General features: G+C 72.6%; 19 protein-coding genes. 6 read left to right on the forward strand and 13 right to left on the reverse strand.

Annotation, left to right across the window (positions count from 1 at the left end; all coding sequences use genetic code 11):
• Positions 1-3 precede the first annotated feature (3 nt).
• From ACZ4TW_RS00410 to ACZ4TW_RS00435, 6 genes are all read right to left on the reverse strand, one after another.
• Positions 4-840, reverse strand: a complete 837-nt coding sequence (locus ACZ4TW_RS00410) for an HpcH/HpaI aldolase/citrate lyase family protein (RefSeq protein WP_465539074.1) — start codon at positions 838-840, stop codon at positions 4-6.
• Entirely contained in the window at positions 837-1,358 is a 522-nt protein-coding gene (locus tag ACZ4TW_RS00415) for a MaoC family dehydratase (protein ID WP_465539075.1), read from the reverse strand. The genes ACZ4TW_RS00410 and ACZ4TW_RS00415 overlap by 4 nt, the downstream gene beginning before the upstream one ends.
• Before the next feature lie 10 nt (positions 1,359-1,368).
• On the reverse strand, positions 1,369-2,529 hold the full coding sequence (locus ACZ4TW_RS00420; RefSeq protein WP_465539077.1) for an acyl-CoA dehydrogenase family protein: 1,161 nt from the start codon (positions 2,527-2,529) through the stop codon (positions 1,369-1,371).
• A gap of 8 nt (positions 2,530-2,537) precedes the next feature.
• Positions 2,538-4,532: an acetyl/propionyl/methylcrotonyl-CoA carboxylase subunit alpha gene (locus ACZ4TW_RS00425; protein WP_465539079.1), complete on the reverse strand. Its 1,995-nt coding sequence runs from the start codon at positions 4,530-4,532 to the stop codon at positions 2,538-2,540.
• Positions 4,533-4,537: 5 nt separating this feature from the next.
• Positions 4,538-6,145, reverse strand: coding sequence for a carboxyl transferase domain-containing protein (locus tag ACZ4TW_RS00430; RefSeq protein WP_465539081.1), 1,608 nt, complete (start codon positions 6,143-6,145; stop codon positions 4,538-4,540).
• Positions 6,146-6,273: 128 nt separating this feature from the next.
• A complete protein-coding gene (locus tag ACZ4TW_RS00435; RefSeq protein WP_465539083.1) occupies positions 6,274-6,837 on the reverse strand; it encodes a TetR/AcrR family transcriptional regulator in 564 nt (187 codons plus the stop codon).
• A 57-nt stretch (positions 6,838-6,894) separates the two neighbouring features.
• Here ACZ4TW_RS00435 and ACZ4TW_RS00440 point away from each other — a divergent pair, with 57 nt between their 5' ends.
• The 3 genes from ACZ4TW_RS00440 (at position 6,895) to ACZ4TW_RS00450 (ending at position 8,766) form a co-directional block, all read left to right on the forward strand.
• A complete protein-coding gene (locus ACZ4TW_RS00440) occupies positions 6,895-7,626 on the forward strand; it encodes an MBL fold metallo-hydrolase (protein ID WP_465539085.1) in 732 nt (243 codons plus the stop codon).
• A gap of 61 nt (positions 7,627-7,687) precedes the next feature.
• The gene (locus ACZ4TW_RS00445; protein WP_465539086.1) at positions 7,688-8,302 is read left to right on the forward strand and encodes a TetR/AcrR family transcriptional regulator; all 615 of its coding nucleotides are present in this window, start codon (positions 7,688-7,690) and stop codon (positions 8,300-8,302) included.
• Positions 8,281-8,766, forward strand: coding sequence for a GNAT family N-acetyltransferase (locus ACZ4TW_RS00450; RefSeq protein ID WP_465539087.1), 486 nt, complete (start codon positions 8,281-8,283; stop codon positions 8,764-8,766). Before ACZ4TW_RS00445 ends, ACZ4TW_RS00450 begins: the two co-directional genes overlap by 22 nt.
• Positions 8,767-8,773: 7 nt before the next feature.
• Here the strand turns inward: ACZ4TW_RS00450 and ACZ4TW_RS00455 are convergent, their stop codons facing one another.
• The 5 genes from ACZ4TW_RS00455 to pdhA all read right to left on the reverse strand — a co-directional run bounded on the left by ACZ4TW_RS00455 (position 8,774) and on the right by pdhA (position 13,158).
• On the reverse strand, positions 8,774-9,100 hold the full coding sequence (locus ACZ4TW_RS00455) for a histone-like nucleoid-structuring protein Lsr2 (protein WP_465539089.1): 327 nt from the start codon (positions 9,098-9,100) through the stop codon (positions 8,774-8,776).
• A 142-nt stretch (positions 9,101-9,242) separates the two neighbouring features.
• Positions 9,243-9,551, reverse strand: coding sequence for a 4a-hydroxytetrahydrobiopterin dehydratase (locus ACZ4TW_RS00460; RefSeq protein ID WP_465539091.1), 309 nt, complete (start codon positions 9,549-9,551; stop codon positions 9,243-9,245).
• Positions 9,552-9,602: 51 nt separating this feature from the next.
• On the reverse strand, positions 9,603-11,021 hold the full coding sequence (locus ACZ4TW_RS00465; protein ID WP_465539093.1) for a dihydrolipoamide acetyltransferase family protein: 1,419 nt from the start codon (positions 11,019-11,021) through the stop codon (positions 9,603-9,605).
• On the reverse strand, positions 11,018-12,037 hold the full coding sequence (locus ACZ4TW_RS00470; RefSeq protein WP_465539095.1) for an alpha-ketoacid dehydrogenase subunit beta: 1,020 nt from the start codon (positions 12,035-12,037) through the stop codon (positions 11,018-11,020). The genes ACZ4TW_RS00465 and ACZ4TW_RS00470 overlap by 4 nt, the downstream gene beginning before the upstream one ends.
• The gene (gene pdhA, locus ACZ4TW_RS00475) at positions 12,034-13,158 is read right to left on the reverse strand and encodes a pyruvate dehydrogenase (acetyl-transferring) E1 component subunit alpha (protein WP_465539097.1); all 1,125 of its coding nucleotides are present in this window, start codon (positions 13,156-13,158) and stop codon (positions 12,034-12,036) included. Before pdhA ends, ACZ4TW_RS00470 begins: the two co-directional genes overlap by 4 nt.
• Positions 13,159-13,324: 166 nt before the next feature.
• On the opposite strand from pdhA, the gene ACZ4TW_RS00480 reads away from it, so the two are divergent.
• Complete coding sequence (locus ACZ4TW_RS00480; RefSeq protein WP_465539099.1) at positions 13,325-13,783, forward strand: Lrp/AsnC family transcriptional regulator; 459 nt, start codon at positions 13,325-13,327, stop codon at positions 13,781-13,783.
• A gap of 63 nt (positions 13,784-13,846) precedes the next feature.
• Here ACZ4TW_RS00480 and ACZ4TW_RS00485 read toward each other — a convergent pair whose 3' ends face one another.
• Both ACZ4TW_RS00485 and ACZ4TW_RS00490 read right to left on the reverse strand, forming a co-directional pair.
• Positions 13,847-16,129 carry a polyribonucleotide nucleotidyltransferase gene (locus ACZ4TW_RS00485; protein WP_465539101.1) on the reverse strand — a complete coding sequence of 761 codons (2,283 nt, stop codon included), beginning with the start codon at positions 16,127-16,129 and terminating at the stop codon, positions 13,847-13,849.
• A gap of 272 nt (positions 16,130-16,401) precedes the next feature.
• Positions 16,402-18,438, reverse strand: coding sequence for a glycosyltransferase (locus tag ACZ4TW_RS00490; RefSeq protein WP_465539103.1), 2,037 nt, complete (start codon positions 18,436-18,438; stop codon positions 16,402-16,404).
• Between the two features lie 213 nt (positions 18,439-18,651).
• Here ACZ4TW_RS00490 and ACZ4TW_RS00495 point away from each other — a divergent pair, with 213 nt between their 5' ends.
• On the forward strand, positions 18,652-18,858 hold the full coding sequence (locus ACZ4TW_RS00495) for a dodecin family protein (protein ID WP_465539105.1): 207 nt from the start codon (positions 18,652-18,654) through the stop codon (positions 18,856-18,858).
• A gap of 197 nt (positions 18,859-19,055) precedes the next feature.
• A complete protein-coding gene (locus tag ACZ4TW_RS00500; RefSeq protein WP_465539107.1) occupies positions 19,056-19,376 on the forward strand; it encodes a YciI family protein in 321 nt (106 codons plus the stop codon).
• Positions 19,377-19,380: the final 4 nt, after the last annotated feature.

The following is a 19,380-nucleotide window of genomic DNA, read 5'->3' on the forward strand; positions in this document are numbered from 1 at the left end:
TCCTCACTCGAGCGTGCCCTGGGAACGCGCTCGTCGCACGACCGCCTCGGCCTGCTGCAGGAGCGGCGCGTCGACCATCTGACCCCGGAACGCGAACACGCCGTCGCGCTCGCGCACGGCGGCCTCGGCGAGCAGCGCAGTCGCCCATTCCACTCGCTCGTGACCGGGAGCGTACGCGGCCCTGATGACCTCCACCTGGCCCGGATGCACGCACGCCGTCGCGGTGAAGCCGACGGCGGCGGCGTCCTCGGCCTCCGCCCGGAGGCCCTCGGCGTCGGCGAGGTCGAGGTGCACCGCGTCGATCGCCGCCACGCCGTGCGCGCGCGCGGCGAGCAGCACCCGCGACCGGGCGTGCCCCGCGACGTCGCGGTACCGCCCGTCGGCCGACCGGCTGGAGTCGCCGCCGAGGGAGGCGACGAGATCCTCGGCGCCCCACATGAGCGCGGACACGATCGGCACGGACGCGATGTCGGGCGCGGCGAGCACGCCGCGCGCCGTCTCGCACAGCGCGATGACGTCGAAGTCCTCGAGCGCGACCAGGTCGCCGGTGCCCTCGCACTTGGCGAGCATGACCGTGCGATAGGCGGTGCGGCGCAGCGCAGCGAGGTCGTCGGCGAGGTGCGGCGTGGATGCCGGGTTCACGCGCACGATGACGCGGGAGGGATCGATCGGGTTCGCCACGAGCGACTCGCGCGCCGCCGACTTCGCGACCTCGGCCACGGCATCCTCGAGGTCGAGGATCACCGCGTCGGCACGCTCCACCGCCTTGGCGTAGCGATCGGGACGGTCGGCCGGGCAGAACAGGAGCGCGGGACCGAAGGGGAACGCCGGGTGGGTCATGGGCTCGCCTCGGCGTCCGGACGCGACTGCCGCTCGCCCGCCTCGCGGGTCCAGACGAGCATCGTGCGCGAGGCGGTGGCGACCACCGCGCCGTCCTGGTTGCGGGCGGTGTGGCCGAGCACCACGATGCCCTGGCCCGGGCGCGACGCCGACTCGCGCTTGGACTCGACGACGCTCTCGCCGTACAGGGTGTCGCCCACGAACACCGGATTCGGGAAGGCCACCTCGCCGAAGCCGAGGTTCGCGACCAGCGTGCCCCGGGTGAGCTGGCTCACCGACTGCCCGACGAGGGTCGAGAGCGTGAACAGCGAGTTCACGAGCGGCTTCCCGAACGGCTGCCGTGCCGACCACGCCGCGTCGAGGTGCAGCGGCTGGGGGTTCATCGTGAGCGTCGTGAACAGCACGTTGTCGGCCTCGCTCACGGTGCGCCCGGGACGGTGCAGGTAGCGCACCCCGGTCTCGAACTCCTCGTACCAGAGCCCGCGCTCGACGACCTCGCGCATCGGGACCTCTGCCATGACGACCCTCCTAGCCGATCCCCAGCTCGCGGGCGATGACCATAAGCTGCACCTCGTTCGTGCCCTCGCCGATCTCGAGGATCTTCGAGTCACGGTAGTGCCTGGCGACGGTCGTCTCGTTCATGAAGCCCATGCCGCCGAAGATCTGGGTCGCGTCGCGCGCGTTCAGCATGGCGGCGTCGCTCGAGACGAGCTTCGCGATCGCGGCCTCCTTCTTGAACGGGAGCCCGGCATCGGCGCGGCGCGCCGCGTCGTGCCAGGCGAGGCGCGCGGTGTGCACGCGGGCCTGCATCCCCGCGATAGTGAACGCGATGTACTGGTGGCTCGCGATGGGCACGCCGAAGACGTTGCGGGACTTCGCGTAGGCCATGGCCTCGTCGAGGCATCCCTGCGCTGCACCCGTCGCCAGGGCGGCGATCGCGATGCGGCCCTCGTCGAGTGCGCGGAGGAAGTTGGCGAAGCCGCGCCCGCGTTCGCCGAGCAGGTTGGCGGCCGGCACGCGGACATCGTCGAAGGTGAGGGGGTGGGTGTCGGAGGCGCGCCATCCGGATTTGTCGTACCCCGGCCCCACGGTGAAGCCGGGCGTGCCGTTCGGCACGATGATCGTGGAGAGCTCCTTCGATACGGACCCGTCGGGCCGCGTACGCTCGCCGGTCACCGCGGTCACGGTGACGAACCGCGTGATCGGCGTGCCCGAGTTGGTGATGAACTGCTTGGAGCCGTTGACGACCCACTCGTCGCCGTCGAGCACGGCCGTCGTGCGCGTGGCACCGGCGTCGGATCCGGCCTCGGGCTCGGTGAGGCCGAAGCCGGCCAGCGCCCGTCCGGACACCAGGTCGGGCAGGAACCGGGCCTTCTGCTCGTCGGAGCCGTGGCGGTAGATCGGCATGGCACCCAGGCCGACCCCCGCCTCGAGCGTGATCGCGATCGACTGGTCGACGCGGGCGAGCGCCTCGATCGCGAGGCACAGCGCCATGTAGTCGCCGCCCTGGCCCCCGACCTCTTCGGGGAAGGGCAGGCCGAAGAGCCCGAGCTCGCCCATCTGCGCGACGACGTCCATCGACAGCTCGTGCGTGCGGTCGGCCTCGTAGGCCTGAGGCGCGACGACGGTGTCGGCGAACTCGCAGACCATGTCGTACAGCTGCTGTTCCTCGTCGGTCAGGTCGTGCATGATACTCCTCATTCCTGGTGGGCTGCGGTCCGGGCGACGGCCTCGTGGGCGTCGTCCCGGGGTTCGGGGGCGGATGCCGCGGCCGCGGCCTCCGCGTCGGTTCCGGATGCCGCGGGGCCGGCGTCGGCTCCCTCGGCGGCATGGTCGACGCGCGCCACGACCTGGTCGCGGGCGACCTGCTCACCGGCCGCGACGCGAAGGCGGACGACGCCGGACACGGTGGCGGTCACGCGGTGCTCCATCTTCATGGCCTCGATCGCGAGCACCGCCTGACCGGCCTCGACGCGGTCGCCGTCGGCGACGAGCAGCATCGTGACGCTGCCCGGCATGGGCGCGAGCAGGTCGGGGTCGGCGGTGCCGCCGCGCTCGAGCTGCGCGAGGCGCTCGTCGAGCGCGGCGCGGCGATCAGTGCGCGGGAACGCCGCGGCGCGGCCGTCGAGGTGCACCCACGCCGTGCCGTCGTCGCCGAGGCGCACGACGGCGCGGTCGAGGTCGCCGGCGGCCCGGGTATCGCGGTCGGCGGCGGCCCCGGCGCCGAGGCGCCAGCCGCGGGCGCGCTGCCACGCGTTCGCGTGCGCGACCTCGGCCCGAGCGGCCCGTTCGCGCGCCAGGCGCGCGACCTCGACCAGCGCGTCGGCCGCGGCATCCGTCGCCTGGGGCTCGGGAAGACGGTCGATGAGCCCGGTGTCGAGCTGGCCAGCGCGCACCTCGGGGTGGGCCAGCAGGTCGCGCAGGAACGCGGTGTTGGTCTCGACGCCCAGCACGACGGTGTCGGCGAGCGCGGCGTCGAGCCGATCGAGCGCCTGCGCCCGGTCGCGACCGTGGGCGATCACCTTCGCGATCATGGGGTCGTAGTCGGCGGTGATGCGCTGCCCCTCGCGGACGCCCCCGTCGACGCGCACGCCCTGGCCCTCAGCGGGTCGCCAGGCGAGGACCTCGCCGGTCGACGGGAGGAATCCGCGCTCGGGGCTCTCGGCGTAGAGGCGCGCCTCGATCGCGTGGCCGGTCATCCGCACGTCGTCCTGCGCGATCGCGAGTGGCTCGCCCGCCGCGATGCGCAGCTGCTGCTCGACGAGGTCGACGCCGGTGACCAGCTCGGTCACCGGGTGCTCGACCTGCAGTCGCGTGTTCATCTCGATGAAGAAGAACTCGTCGGGCGCGGCATCGGACACCAGGAACTCGACCGTGCCGGCGCCGAGGTAGTCGACGCTGCGCGCCGCATCGCACGCCGCACGGCCGATGCGCTCGCGGGTCGCGGCGTCGAGCAGCGGCGAAGGCGCCTCCTCGACCACCTTCTGGTGGCGGCGCTGCAGCGAGCACTCGCGCTCGCCGAGGTGGATCACGTCGCCGTGCGCGTCGGCGAGCACCTGCACCTCGATGTGCCGCGGGCGCTCGATGAACCGCTCGAGCAGGAGCGTGTCGTCGCCGAAGGCGGACCGCGCGACGCGGCGCGCGGCAGGCAGCGCGTGCTCGAGCTCGCGCTGGTCGCGCACGACCTGCATGCCCTTGCCGCCGCCGCCCGCCGACGGCTTCACGAGCAGCGGGAACCCGATGAGCGGCGCCGCGTCGAGCAGCTCGTCGTCGGTCGCGTCGGGCTCGCTCACGCCGGGCACCACGGGCACACCGGATGCCTCGACGTGCCGCTTCGCTCGGATCTTGTCGCCCATGACCTCCAGCGCCAGCGCGCCGGGGCCCACGAACACGATGCCGGCGTCGGCGCACGCGCGCCCGAACGCGGCATTCTCGCTGAGGAACCCGTAGCCGGGGTGGATCGCCTGCGCACCCGTCTCGAGCGCCGCGCGCACGATGCGGGCGGGGTCGAGGTAGCTCTCGGCGGCGGGCGCCGGGCCGATGCGCACTGCGTCGTCGGCGAGGGCGACGTGCGGCGCGCCGGCATCGGCGTCGGAGTACACGGCGATCGCCCGGATGCCGAGGCGCTTGAGCGTGCGGATGATGCGCACGGCGATCTCGCCGCGGTTCGCGACGAGGACACGTTCGAACATTTCGATCACATCCTGAACAGGCCGAAGCGGGGCGCGGGCAGCGGGGTGCGGCTCGCGAGCTCGAGGGCGAGCGCGAGCACCGTGCGGGTCTCGCCGGGCTCGATGATGCCGTCGTCCCACAGCCGCGAGGTCGAGTGATACGGGCTGCCCTGGGTCTCGTACTGCTCGCGCACGGGCGCCTTGAACGCCGCCTCGTCGTCGGCCGACCACTGCTCGCCGCGCACGGCGAGCTGATCGCGCTTGACGGTCGAGAGCACCGAGGCCGCCTGCTCGCCGCCCATCACCGAGATGCGCGCGTTCGGCCACATCCACAGGAACCGGGGCGAGTACGCGCGGCCGCACATCGAGTAGTTACCGGCGCCGAACGATCCGCCGATGACGACGGTGAACTTCGGTACGCGGGTGGTCGCGACGGCGGTGACCATCTTGGCGCCGTGCTTGGCGATGCCGCCGGCCTCGGCGTCGCGGCCGACCATGAAGCCCGAGATGTTCTGCAGGAACACGAGCGGGATGCCGCGCTGGTCGCAGAGCTCGATGAAGTGCGCGCCCTTCATGGCCGACTCGCTGAACAGGACGCCGTTGTTCGCGACGATGCCCACCGGGTGCCCGTCGATCCAGGCGAACCCGGTCACGAGCGTGTCCCCGTACTCGCGCTTGAACTCGTGGAACTCGCTGCCGTCGACGAGCCGCGCGATGACCTCCCGCACGTCGTAGGGCTGCTGCACGTCGACCGGCACGACCGAGGTGAGCGTCGACGGGTCGACCGCGGGGTCGCGCGGCTCGCGCGCCGCCCACGCCCGGTCGGCGGGCTCGGGGAGCGTCGCGACGATGTCGCGGACCAGTTCGAGGGCGTGCTCGTCGTCTTCGGCGAGGTGGTCGGTCACGCCCGAGTGTCGCGCGTGCAGGTCGCCGCCGCCGAGTTCCTCGGGCGTCACGACCTCGCCGATCGCGGCCTTCACGAGCGGCGGGCCGCCGAGGAAGATGGTGCCCTGGTTGCGCACGATGACGGTCTCGTCGCTCATCGCGGGCACGTAGGCGCCGCCCGCGGTGCACGAGCCCATCACGGCGGCGATCTGCGGGATGCGACTCGCCGACAGGTTGGCCTGGTTGTAGAAGATGCGGCCGAAGTGGTCGCGGTCGGGGAAGACCTCGTCCTGCTTGGGCAGGAACGCGCCGCCCGAGTCGACCAGGTACACGCACGGCAGTGCGTTCTCGAGTGCGACCTCCTGCGCGCGAAGGTGCTTCTTGACGGTGATCGGGTAGTACGTGCCGCCCTTGACCGTCGCGTCGTTGCAGACGACCATCACCGGGCGGCCCTGCACGAGGCCCACGCCGGCGATCACGCCCGCCGCGGGCGTGTCGTCGTCGTAGAGGTCGTCGGCCGCGAGCGGCGACAGCTCGAGGAACGGGCTCGCCTCGTCGAGGAGCCGCTCCACGCGGTGGCGGGGCAGCAGCTTGCCGCGCGCCACATGACGGTCGCGGGATGCCTCGGGGCCGCCGAGGGCGGCGCGGGCGAGCTTCGCGCGCAGCTCGTCGGCCAGCGCGGCGTGGGCGTCGGCATTGGCGCGGGCGGCGTCGGATGCCGCGTCGACCGCGCTCGTGAGGATGTGCATCCGCTCCCGTCCGCCTCTCCGTCGTGGCGTGCACGCGAGAGTTCGGTGAACGCTCGCTAACCGGGATTCATGTTAGCGGCCATTCACCGAAGTCCGCAACACGGCGCCGCTCGCCGGGGCTGCCCGGCTCAGTCCGCGAGTGCGGCGACGACGCGCTCGAGTCCGAACTCCCACGCCTCCTCGACATCGCCGCCGAGGCGGAAGGCGCCTGCCAGCTCCATCGTGGTGAAGCCGTGCAGCCAGGCCGTGAGCGTGCGCGCCGCGTCCAGCGCCCGGTCCTCGCCGGCGAGCCGGCGAGCGACCTCCAGCACCGCGGCGCTCCCGCGCGACAGGGCGTCGCGGTCGGGTCGGGCCGGCTCGGGCAGCGGCCCGAACACGAGCGCGTAGCCGTTCGGGTGGTCGTGCGCGAACCGTCGGGCGACGCCCGCGAGCACCCCGGCCGCCGCGGCCGCGTCGCCGTGAGAGCGGGAGAGGGCCGCGTCGAGCCGATCGCCGAGGTCACCCGCGACCTCCTCGGCGACGATGCGCACGAGCGCATCACGGTCACGCACGTGCTTGTAGAGCGACGGCGCGCGGACACCGAGGGCGACGGCGACGGCCTGCATCGTGAGGCCGTCACGGCCGTCGCGTTCGAGCACCTCGCGTGCGGCCGCACGGAGGGCCTCGGGTGTGATGCGGACCGGGGTGGGCATGACGACCTCCTTGAAGGCTATTGACAGTAGCCATCATAGCTACGTATCGTAGCTGACATGGAACTCAAGCCCGGACTTCGACGCGTCGGCAACGAGATCGTCGCCTGCTACCTCTTCATCGACGATCGCGGCGTGACGATCGTCGACGCCGGCCTCGCCGGCCACTATCGCGACCTGCTCGACGAACTGGGCGAAGCCGGCCGCACCCTCGACGACGTGCGCGGCCTCGTCCTCACGCACGGCGACACCGACCACATCGGCTTCGCGGAGCGCCTGCGTCGCGAGCACGGCGTGCCCGTGTACGTCCACGAGGCCGATGCCGCGCGCGCCCGAGGCGAGGCGAAGCCCACTGCGACCTCGTTCGGTCGAGGCGTGCGGCCCTGGCCGCTCGTGCGGTTCTTCGCGTACGCGTTCGGCAGAGGCGGCGCGAAGACCGAGTACCTCACCGACGTGCGAACCGTCGCCGACGGCGACCGAATCGACCTGCCCGGTTCGCCCGTCATCGTCGGCATGCCCGGGCACTCCCCCGGCAGCATCGCCGTGCACTCCCCCGACCTCGACGCCGTCTGCGTGGGCGACGCGCTCACGACGCGCGACGTGCTCACGGGCCGGCGCGGCCCGCGACCGGCCCCGTTCACCGACGAGCCGCAGGTCGCGATCGAGTCCCTCGACCGCTTGGCCGACCTCGATGCGACATGGGTGCTCCCGGGCCACGGCACGCCCTGGAACGCCGGCGCCGCCGAGGCCGTCCGGCTGGTGCGCGACGCGGCGGCGACCTCCGCCCGCTGACCCGCCGAGCCTCCCGGACGCTTGCCGTCGTCGCGGCTGTCGGTTAGTGTGCATTCACCGAATGCCCCGGGAGGTTCCCCTGAGCGACACGCTCACCGAGCGCGGCCGCGCCAAGGCCGACCGCCGCGCCGCACTGCTCACCGCCGCCGCGCGGCTCTTCGCCGACCGAGGCTACGCCGGCGTCACGCTCGAAGAGCTCGGCCAGGCCGCCGGCGTCTCGGGCCCGGCGGTGTACCGTCACTTCCCGGGCAAGGCCGCGGTGCTCGCCGCGATCCTCGCCGACGCGAGCGAGGGGCTCCTCGAGGGCGGACGGAGAACGGTCGCCGACGCCGATGGCGCCGCGGTCGCGCTGCGCGCGCTCATCCGTTTCCACGTCGACTTCGCACTGGCGAACGCCGACGTCATCCGCGTCCAGGACCGCGACCTCACGAGCCTCGACGATGCCGACGCGCACGAGGTGCGCCGGCTGCAGCGCGAGTACGTCGAACTGTGGGTGGGCGTGCTCACCCGCCTCAGGCCCGACCGGGCCGAATCGGAGCATCGGATCAGGGCTCACGCGGCCTTCGGCCTGATCAACTCCACCCCCCACAGCGCCCGCATCCATGGGCGCCGACCCGCGGACAAGGTGGTCCGCAGCATCCTGGAGGACATGGCATGGTCGAGCCTCACGTCGTGACCCTGCGCGCGACCCGCGCGGGCGATCTCGATGAGCTGTACCGCATCCGACTCGATCCCGACGCGAACGGGGTGGGCGCGTCCATCGCCGACGGCCCGTCGGACCGGGCCGCGTTCGACGCGCAGTGGACGCGACTCGCCGCTCGAGACGGCGCCGACGCCCGCACCATCCGCTCGGACGGGCGGATCGTGGGCAGGGTCGCGAGCTGGATCGACCCCGAGACGCGCACGCCCGAGGTCGCCTGCTGGATCGATCGCGAACACTGGGGTCGCGGCATCGCCACGCGCGCCATGCGCCTGTTCCTCGACACGCAACCGCGCCCGTTGCGGGCACGCGCCGCGGCCGACGACGCGGCCTTCATCGCGTTGCTCACGCGACTCGGGTTCGTCGAGGTCGGCCGCGGGCGCGCCTACGCCGACGCCCGCGGCGAGGAGATCGAGCAGGTCGAGTTCATCCTGCGCTGAGCGCGCCTCACCGGTTGCGGTAGAGCTCCAGGAGCGGCGCCGGGATGCGGCCGCGGTCGGAGACCTCGTGCCCGTTCGAACGGAGCCATTCGCGGGCGTCCTTCGTGTCGCCGGCGGACGAACCGCCGCGGCGACCGCGGCCGGAGGTCGCACGGCCCGACGCGGTCTTGCGTGCGGCCTTGACGAACGGGGCGACCGCCGCCTCGAACTTGTCGGCATTCGCCTTGGAGACGTCGATGGCGTACTGGTCGCCGTCGATGGTGAAGGAGATCGTGCGCTCGGCGTCGGAACCGTCGAGATCGTCGATGAGCGTCTCGACCACTCTCTTGGCCATTTGTCACGCCCTTTCCGCGGCATTTCGCCGCTGAATTCTGGGAGGGGTACTTGCTGATATCGAGCATATTCCCTCCGCAATTCCGGTGCACGAATTCCGGGGCGCAGTTGTGGAGAATTCAGGGCGAATACCACCGGGGATATCAGGTCGCGGTCGCGCCCTGTGCGTCGGCGATCGCGCGGATCCGTCTGGCCAGCGACACGTCACGAGCGGTCACCGCGCCGACGTCGTGGGAGACGAGGTCGAATTCGATGCGACCCCAGCCGAGTCGCACGTCGGGGTGGTGATTCGCGGCATCCGCCTCGATCGCCACGGCGTCGAGTAATCGCACGGCGCCCGCGAAATCGTCGGTGCGGAATTGTGCGGTCAATCGTTCGCCGTCGTGACGGAATCCGGTTCCCGCGAGTTCGGCCGCGACATCCTGCCGCGAGAGCGGCGTGTGCTCGTCCATGCCGTCATCCTCGCCCCGCCGGGGGCGGCGCACCACCCCCGGCGGCGGAACTCACGCCATCGTCAGCGCGAGGCCCGGGTCGCGGAGGATGCGTCCGATGTCGGCGAGGAAGCGGGACCCCTGCTGACCGTCGACCAGGCGATGGTCGAACGAGAGCGAGAGCGTCATGACCTCGCGCAGGGCGACCTCGCCCCGGTGCTCCCACGGTTGCCGGCGCACGGCGCCCATCGCGAGGATCGCCGCCTCGCCCGGGTTCAGGATGGGCGTGCCCGCGTCGATGCCGAACACCCCGATGTTCGTGATCGAGATCGTGCCGCCCGACAGGTCGGCGGGAGCGGTCTTCCCGGCACGGGCCGTGTCAGCGAGCGCCGCGATGGCGTCGGCCAGCTCGATGAGCGTCATCCCCTCCGCGCCCTTGACGTTCGGCACGACGAGGCCGCGCTCGGTCGCCGCGGCGATGCCGAGGTTGACGTGGCCGAAGCGCACGATCTCCTGCGCCTCCTCATCCCAGTGCGAGTTGACCTCGGGCGTGCGGGCCGCGGCGATGCAGAGGGCCTTCGCGACGACCGTGAGCGGCGTCACCCGGTGCCCCGCGTAGGCGCGGTCGGCTCGGATGCCGGCGAGGAGCTCCATCGTGGCGGTCACGTCGACCGTGAGGAACTCCGTGACGTGCGGCGCGGTGAAGGCGCTCCGCACCATCGCCGCGGCGGTGTGCTTGCGAACGCCCTTGATCGGGATGCGCTCGGCCTCGGGACGGCTCGCGGCGGCCGCGACCTCCGCCTCCCCCGCCACCGGCGCGGGCTCCTCGACCTGCGAGCGCGCACCGGTTGCCGCGGCCTCGACGTCGGTGCGCGTGATCAGCCCGCGCTCGCCCGTGCCGACGACCCGCTCGAGGTCGACGCCGAGGTCGCGCGCGAGCTTGCGCACGGGCGGCGTGGAGCGTGGCCGCTCGGGACGCTCATCGGCGTCGTGCAGCCCGTTGACCGAGTGCGTCGCGGTGTCGGGTTCGATGCGGTCGTGCTCGGGGGGCGCCGGCACGAGGTCGGCCGCGAGGGCGCCGCCGCCGAGCCGTCGGGGACGGCGCTTCGGTCCGCGTTCGGCGCCCGCACCGTAGCCGACGAGCGTCGGTTCGCGCGACTCCTCGGTCGCGCCCGCCGACGCCGCGGGCGACGGCGCGCCCGCCGCGGCCTGCGCGGGCGCCGTCACCTCGGCTGCCCCGGCCCCCTCGCCGGTGTCGCACGAGAACAGCTTCTCGCCCACGTTCACGGTCTCGCCCTCGGCGGCGTGCAGCGCCGTGACGGTGCCCGCGAACGGCGACGGCAGCTCGACGACCGCCTTCGCGGTCTCGACGTCGGCGATGATCTGGTTCAGCTCGACGTGGTCGCCGACCTTGACGCGCCAGGCGACGATCTCGGACTCGGTGAGTCCCTCGCCGAGGTCGGGCAGAGCGAAGTCGCGGATGGTGCTCACGCCTCGACCCCCGAGGTCTCCGAGAGCGAGTTGGGACGGCCCATCGCGCGGTCGACGCCGTCGAGGATGCGGTCGAGGTCGGGCAGGTGGTATTGCTCGAGCTTCGCGGGCGGGTAGGGGATGTCGTGGCCGGTCACGCGCACGGGCGCCGCCTCGAGGTACTCGAAGCAGCGCTCGGTGATCGACGCCGCGATCTCGGCGCCCACGCCTCCCTGCTCGCCGGCCTCGTGCGCCACCACCAGGCGTCCGGTGCGACGCACGGACGCCTCGATCGTGGCGTAGTCGACGGGCGCGAGCGAGCGCAGGTCGATGACCTCGATCGACACCCCGTCTTCCGCGGCGGCGGTCGCGGCATCCTTCGCGGTCTGCACGAGCGCGCCGTAGGTCACGAGGGTGACGTCGCGGCCGGATGCCACGACCGTGGCCACGCCCATCGGGCGCGCGTCGGCGAGGTTGGCGTCGAGGTCGACCTCGCCCTTGACGTGGTAGCGGCGCTTGGGCTCGAGGAAGATCACGGGGTCGTCGCTCGCGATCGCCTGTCGGATCATGACGTACGCGTCGGCCGGGTTCGAGCACGCGATCACGCGCAGCCCCGCGGTGTGCGTGAAGTACGCCTCGGGCGACTCGGAGTGGTGCTCGGCCGCGCCGATGCCGCCGCCGAACGGGATGCGGATGACCATCGGCATGCGCACGCTGCCGCGCGACCGGTAGTGGAGCTTCGCGACCTGCGCGACGATCTGGTCGAACGCCGGGTAGACGAACCCGTCGAACTGGATCTCGACGACGGGGCGGAACCCGCGGTACGCGAGCCCGACGGCGGTGCCGACGATCCCGGCCTCCGAGAGGGGCGTGTCGACCACGCGGTGCTCGCCGAACTCGACCTTCAGCCCGTCGGTGATGCGGAACACGCCGCCGAGCGTGCCGATGTCCTCGCCCATGAGCACGACCTTGTCGTCGTCGGCGAGCGCGCGACGGAGGCCCTCGTTGATGGCCTTCCCGAAGGTGACGGTGGTCATCGCTCAGCCCCCTCGTCGTCGAACATCGCCAGGTAGCGGCCGAACCGCTCCTTCTGCCGCTCGAGGTGCGAGTTGGGCTCGGCGTACACGTGGTCGAACACGCTCATCGGCTCGGGATCGGGGATCGCGGTGATGCCGGCGCGCAGCTCGGCCGCGGCACGGTCGGCGGCGGACGTGACGTCGGCGTCGATCGCCTCCATGTCGGCGCCGGAGGCCGCGAGCAGCGCGTGCAGGCGCGTGATCGGGTCGCGCTCGCGCCACGCGGCGAGGTCGTCGTCGGTGCGGTAGCGCTTGGGGTCGTCGGCGGTGGTGTGCGGGCCCATGCGATAGGTGACGGCCTCGATGAGGGCCGGCCCCTCGCCGCGACGGGCGCGCTCGAGCGCCCAGCGCGTGACGGCGAGCACCGCGAGCACGTCGTTGCCGTCGACGCGGATGCCGGGCATGCCGAAGCCGTCGGCGCGACGCGCGAGCGGCTGGTGCGACTGCAGGCCGACCGGCTCGGAGATCGCCCAGCCGTTGTTCTGGCAGAAGAACACCGTGGGCGCGCCGAAGCTCGCGGCGAACACGAACGCCTCGTTGACGTCGCCCTCGCTCGTCGCGCCGTCGCCGAAGTACGCGATCGACGCCGACTCGGCGCCCTCCCACTTCGCGCCCATGGCCCACCCGACGGCGTGCAGCGACTGCGCGCCGATGATGATGTTCGGGATCGCCATCCGCTTCTCGAAGGGGTTCCAACCGGATGCCGCGGAGCCGCGCCACACGCTCAGCAGCTCGTGGGGCTGCACGCCGCGCAGCCACGCCACGGCGTGCTCGCGGTAGCTCGAGAACACGAAGTCGTCGGCGCGGAGCGCCCGCGCGGAGCCGATCTGGGCGGCCTCCTGGCCCGCGAGCGGCGGCCACAGGGCGAGCTCGCCCTGGCGCTGCAGCGCGGTGGCCTCGGTGTCGAGGCGGCGCACGACGGCCATGTCGCGGTGGAGGGCGACCAGCGCGTCGGCGTCGAGGTCGGCCACCCACGGATCGAAGTCGGGGTTCGCGTGCCGGTGGCCGGACTCGTCGAGGAGCTGGACGAGGTCGCCGGGGCGGGTGAGCAGCCCGGTCGCCTCTCGGTCGGAAGGGGTCATGGTCGAACCTCCGTGTCGGCTCGGCCGCTTCGTGGGCAGCCTCGCACCCGGCGACGTTGCCGGATACCGGAAGCGTACGACGATCTTGCAATCGGCTCAAGCAGGCGCGGACGAGTTGCGCACATTGCATGGTGTCGGCCGCATCACGGTGCTAACGTGTGGCGCTATGAACGGCTACGACGCGGTGGACCGTGCGCTCCTGCGAGCGCTCGCCGACGATCCGCGCGCCACCGTCGTGGCGCTGGCCGACCGGCTGCAGATGAGCCGCAACACGGTGCAGGCGCGGATGGCGCGACTCGAGGCGTCCGGCGCCTTCCTCTCGTTCGAGCGCAGCATCGATCCGGCCCCCCTCGGCTACCCCCTCGAGGCGTTCGTCGCGGTGCACGCGCGACAGAAGGTGCTCGCCGAGGTCGTGCGCGAGCTCGCGGAGATCCCCGAGGTGATCCAGGCGCACGGGCTCTCCGGCCCGATCGACCTGCTCGTGCGGGTGGTCTGCCGCGACGCGCACGACCTCTTCCGGATCGACGAGGAGATCCTCGCGATCGACGGCGTCGAGCGCACCGAGACCTCGCTCGCGATGGGCGAGCTGGTGCCCTACCGCCTCGCGCCGCTGCTCTCCCGCTGAGACGACGGATGCCCGCCCCGACGAGGTCGGGACGGGCATCCGGTGCGGCTCGGAGCGAACGCCTTACGCGTCGGCGCCCTCGGCGGGCTCGTCGGGGTGGACCCGCTCGGCCTCGCGGCCGTTCGTGTCGGCCTCGTCGGCGACGACCGGCGCGAGCGAGAGCTTGCCGCGGTCGTCGATCTTGGTGATCTCGACGAGCAGCTTCTGCCCGACGCCGAGCACGTCCTCGACGTTCTCGACACGCTTGCCGCCGGCCAGCTTGCGCACCTCGGAGATGTGCAGCAGGCCGTCCTTGCCGGGCAGCAGCGAGATGAACGCGCCGAAGGCGGCGATCTTCACGACCGTGCCGAGGAACTGCTCGCCGACCTCGGGGTTGGTGGGGTTGGCGATCGCATTGACCTGGGCGCGGGCGGCCTCGGCCGAGGGGCCGTCGGTCGCGCCGATGTAGACGGTGCCGTCCTCCTCGATGGAGATCTCGGCGCCGGTCTCATCCTGGATCGCGTTGATCGTCTTGCCCTTCGGGCCGATGAGCTCGCCGATCTTGTCGACGGGGATCTGCACGCTGATGACGCGGGGCGCGGTGGGCGCCATCTCGTCGGGACCGTCGATGGCGGCGTTGAGCACCTGCAGGATCGTGGTGCGCGCCTCCTTGGCCTGGGTCAGCGCACCCGCGAGCACCGAGGCGGGGATGCCGTCGAGCTTGGTGTCGAGCTGGATCGCGGTGACGAACTCGGACGTTCCGGCGACCTTGAAGTCCATGTCGCCGAGCGCGTCCTCGGCGCCGAGGATGTCGGTCAGGGCCGCGTAGCGCGTCTGGCCGTCCTTGGTGTCGGAGATGAGGCCCATCGCGATGCCCGCGACCGGCGCCTTGAGCGGCACGCCCGCGTTCAGCAGCGACAGCGTGGACGCGCAGACCGAGCCCATCGAGGTCGAGCCGTTCGAGCCGAGCGCCTCGGAGACCTGGCGTATGGCGTAGGGGAACTCCTCGCGGCTCGGCAGCACCGGCACGAGGGCGCGCTCGGCGAGCGCGCCGTGGCCGATCTCGCGACGCTTCGGCGAACCCACACGACCCGTCTCACCCGTCGAGTACGGCGGGAAGTTGTAGTTGTGCATGTAGCGCTTCTTCGTCTCGGGCGAGAGCGAGTCGATCTGCTGCTCCATCTTGAGCATGTTCAGCGTGGTGACGCCGAGGATCTGCGTCTCGCCGCGCTGGAAGATGGCCGAGCCGTGCACGCGCGGGATGACCTGCACCTCGGCATCGAGCGGCCGGATGTCGGCGAGCCCGCGTCCGTCGATGCGGACGCCCTCGTCGAGCACGCGGGAGCGGACCACGAGCTTCGTGACGGACTTGTACGCGGCGGAGACCTCGCCGATCGCCGATTCGGGCAGCTCGCCCGACTCGACCTTCGCGGCCACGGCCTCCTTGACGCGCGACTTGAGCGCGTCGTCGGCATCCTGGCGCTCGGTCTTGCCGGCGATCTGGTAGACGTCCTTGAGCTCGTCGTAGGCGAGGCCCGCGACGACGTCGTACGTCGACTGCTGGTAGGGCGGGAACGTCGGGTACTCGGCGGTCTCCTTCGCAGCGGTCGCAGCGACCTTCTGCTGCGCCTCGACGAGCTGCTTGATGAAGGGCTTCGCAGCCTCGAGGCCCTCGGCCACCACCTCTTCGGTCGGCTTCACGGCGCCGCCCTGGATGAGGTTCCAGGCGCCGTCGGTGGCCTCGGCCTCGACCATCATGATCGCGACGTCCTGCGAGCCGTCGGCCTCGGTCACGACGCGGCCGGCGACGACCATGTCGAAGACGGCATCCTCGAGCTGCGAGTACTTCGGGAACCCGACCCACTGGCCGTCGATCAGCGCGACGCGCACGCCGGCGACCGGGCCCGAGAAGGGCAGGCCCGAGAGCTGCGTCGAGAGCGACGCGGCGTTGATCGCGAGCACGTCGTACAGCTCGTCGGGATCGATCGCGAGCACCGTCACGACGACCTGGACCTCGTTGCGGAGGCCCTCGACGAACGACGGACGGAGGGGACGGTCGATCAGGCGGCAGGTGAGGATCGCCTCGGTCGAGGGGCGGCCCTCGCGGCGGAAGAACGAGCCGGGGATGCGGCCCGCGGCGTACATGCGCTCCTCGACGTCGATCGTGAGCGGGAAGAAGTCGAAGTGCTCCTTCGGCTGCTTCGACACCGACGTCGCCGAGAGCAGCATGGTCTCGTCGTCGATGTAGGCGGCCGCGGATCCCTGCGCCTGCTGGGCGAGGCGGCCGGTCTCGAGGCGGATGGTGCGGGTGCCGAAGCGACCGTTGTCGATGACGGTCTCGGCGAACGTGATCTCAGGACCTTCCAAGAGGTCTCTCTCCTTTGTTTCGGCTCGCACGCCCGTGTGGCGCGCGAGGTGAACAAGGAGCAGGGAACAGGCAGATTTCAGCGCGTCGATGACTCGCCAGCGCTGGCCACCAGTAGAAGTCCACCAAGCTCTCGATTGGTAAGCCACCACAGGGGACCAGCTTCCTGCCGGCCTGCTCCGTAGCGCCCGTCAGCGGGCGCGAGCTCGTGTTGATTTGAGCGGATGTCGCGTCGACATCCTTCGCGAGCCTATCAGCCCCGGCGTGTCGCGGCCTAGCGAGGCGAGCGCAGGCCGCCGCGCGACCGCTCGCCCGGTCGCCCCGGCAGGTCGACGAGGGCGACGTGCTTGGGCGAACGGCCGTCGCCCGCGGTCCGCCCGAGGAGCCGTCGCCCGGCCCACGGCGCGGCGTGCCGGCGGACCCACTCCGTGGTGCGCAGCGGCGGGGCGTCGGGCTCATCGGCGTCGCCGTGGAGGACCGCGTCGAGCTCGGCGAGCGCCGCGGCATCCGGCACGCCGAGGGCGTCGGCCGCGGCGTACGCGAGCGTGCGATGACCGGAGGAGTTCAGGTGCACGCGATCCTCGGCCCAGACGCCCCGACCGACGAGGACGGGGTGGCGCGCGGCGTCGAGCACGATCGCGTCGGCGGCTTCGGCGCGCGCGAGGAGCCGTTCGCGGAAGCGCTCGAAGCGAGCTCGGACCGCGGCGAGCCGGACGTGCGCGGGCAGGAACGGCGTGACGACCAGCACGTCGCACCCGCTGCCCCGGACCGACTCGATCGCGTCGCACAGGCGCCCGGCGATCACATCGGGCCGGGCGTCCACGCGCACGAGGTCGTTGCCGCCGACGCACACCGTGACGAGGTCGGCACCGAGGTCCGCGGCGTGCGGCAGCTGGATGCCCACCACGTCGGCGACCCGGCGGCTGCGCACCGCGAGGTTCGCGTAGCCGATCCCGTCGCCGGCGGCCGCCAGCAGCATCGCCAGCCGGTCGGCCCAGCCGCGGTACTCCCCCGCCGCCATCCGCGACGAGTCGCACAGACCCTCGGTGATCGAGTCGCCGACGGCGACGTAACGGCGCCATCCGGGAGCCGGAGGTCTCGTTGCGGCGCTGGGACGCGGCATCCGCTCGCCGCCCTCGGCGGGGTCGCCGACCGGCGCGGGCCGGGGCACGGCGGTGACCGGTCGTGCGTCGGCAGCCGAGGCGTGCAAGCGGCCGGCCAGGGCGTAGTGCCCGAGCAGCTCGTCGCCGAGGCTCGACCAGCTGCGACCGGCGACACCCTCTCGCGCGGTCCGTCCGAACGCCCGCCGCTTGGCGTCGTCGCCCGCGAGGTCGCGCACGCGTGCGGCGAGCTCGCCGAGGTCGCCCGGGCGGTAGAGCCATCCGTCGCGACTGGAGGTGACGAGGTCGACCGGCCCGCCGCGGCCGGTGGCCACGACCGGCACCCCGCTCGCGAGCGCCTCCTGGACGGTCTGGCAGAACGTCTCGCTCTCGCCGGGGTGCACGAACACGTCGAGGCTCGCCATGGCCTCGGCGAGCGCGTCGCCGCCGAGGAAGCCGGTGAAGGCCGCGCCGGGCAACGCCGCCTCGAGTGCCGGACGCGACGGGCCGTCGCCGATCACGACGAGACGGACCCCGTCGATGCCGGCGAGCGCGCGGAGGTCCTCGACCTGCTTCTCGGGCGCCAGCCGTCCCACGTAGCCGACGAGCACCTCGTGGTCCTCGGCGAAGCGGCGACGCCAGGCGGGCGAGCGGCGACCCGGGCGGAACCGCTCGGTGTCGACCCCGCGCGCCCAGCGGCGGAGCCGGTCGACGCCGTAGCCCTCGAGCTGGGCGATTGCCGCCGAGGACGGCGCGAGCGTGAGCGTCGCGCGCGCGTGCAGCCGGGCGACGTGGCCGGCGAGCATGGGCGCGGCGCCCGGCACGCGGTAGCGCTCGGCGTACGCGGGCACGTCGGTCTGGTACACGGCGACGCTCGGGACGCCGAGCCGCTCGGCCGCGAGCACGCCCTGCCAGCCGAGCACGAACGGCGAGGCGAGGTGCACCACGTCGGGACCGAACTCGGCGAGCACGCCGGCCAGGCGGCGCGCGCTCGCGAACGTCACGCGGACCTCCGGGTAGCGGGGCAGCGGCACCGACCGGAGGAAGGCGGCCCTCGCGCCGTGCAGCCCGTGCTCGACCGGTCCCGAGCGCGGGGCGATCACGAGGGCCTCGTGGCCCCGGCGCTCGAGATGGCGCAGCACCTGGAGGAGGGAGTGGGTGACCCCGTTCATGTGCGGGAGGAACGACTCGGCGAGCAGTGCGACTCTCACGGCTCCCAGCGTGCGGGCGGCGCGCCGCACCCGCACGCCGCGGCGCCGGACTTCGCCGAGGGTTCACCGGCTCGCCGGTCGCGGTTCCCGGTCCGGTCAGGCGTCGGTCACGACATCCGCGCGCACAACCCCTCGCGCGAATCCGGCATCAGGAGTTACATGGCACACGGACGCACCGTCCGATGCGTCCCGATTCGCTCGAGGAGGAACGCCATGTCATCGGTCGCACGGGTCACCACGATCACCGCCTATTCCGAGACGAGCTTCGAGGATGCGGTCTCCGTCGGCATCGCTCGCGCGGCGGCCACGCTGCGCGGCGTCAAGGGCGCCTGGGTCAAGGAGCAGAAGGTCAAGGTCGAGGGCGACCGCGTGATCGAGTGGTCGGTCACGCTCGAAGTCACGTTCGTGCTCGAGGGCTGACGCGCCGGCGTGATCCGACCTGCGGGCCGGGCGGCGGCTGCGACGCCGCCCATCCGGCCTGCACCCGGCGTGCCCCGCCCGGCCATCGTGCAGCTGATCGAACCGGTTCCCGCCGCCGCCCGAGCGGCGTAGCGTTGTCGCGTGCGGGCAGACGGTGCGCGCAGCGCGGCGTCCCCGCCCCAGACGAAGGGACGACGATGACCAAGTACCTCGTGCTCTACCACGCCGACGTGAGCGCGGAGGAGCAGATGCAGCAGTCCGAGGCCGACGGCCAGGCCGAGATGCAGGCGTGGAACGACTGGGCGAGCCGGGTCGGGCCCGCGCTCACCGACCTGGGCACTCCACTCGCGAACGGACGCCGGGTCGGCGCCGAGGGCGGCGGCGCGTCGACTGTGGCCGGCTACTCGATGATCGAGGCCGACGACGCCGATGCCGCCGCTGCACTCATGGAGGGCCATCCGCACCTGAGGATCGGCACGATCGAGATCCTCGAGGCGGTCGAACTGCCGGGGATGTGACGCG

The organism is Agromyces sp. NPDC029043 (genome assembly GCF_055564615.1).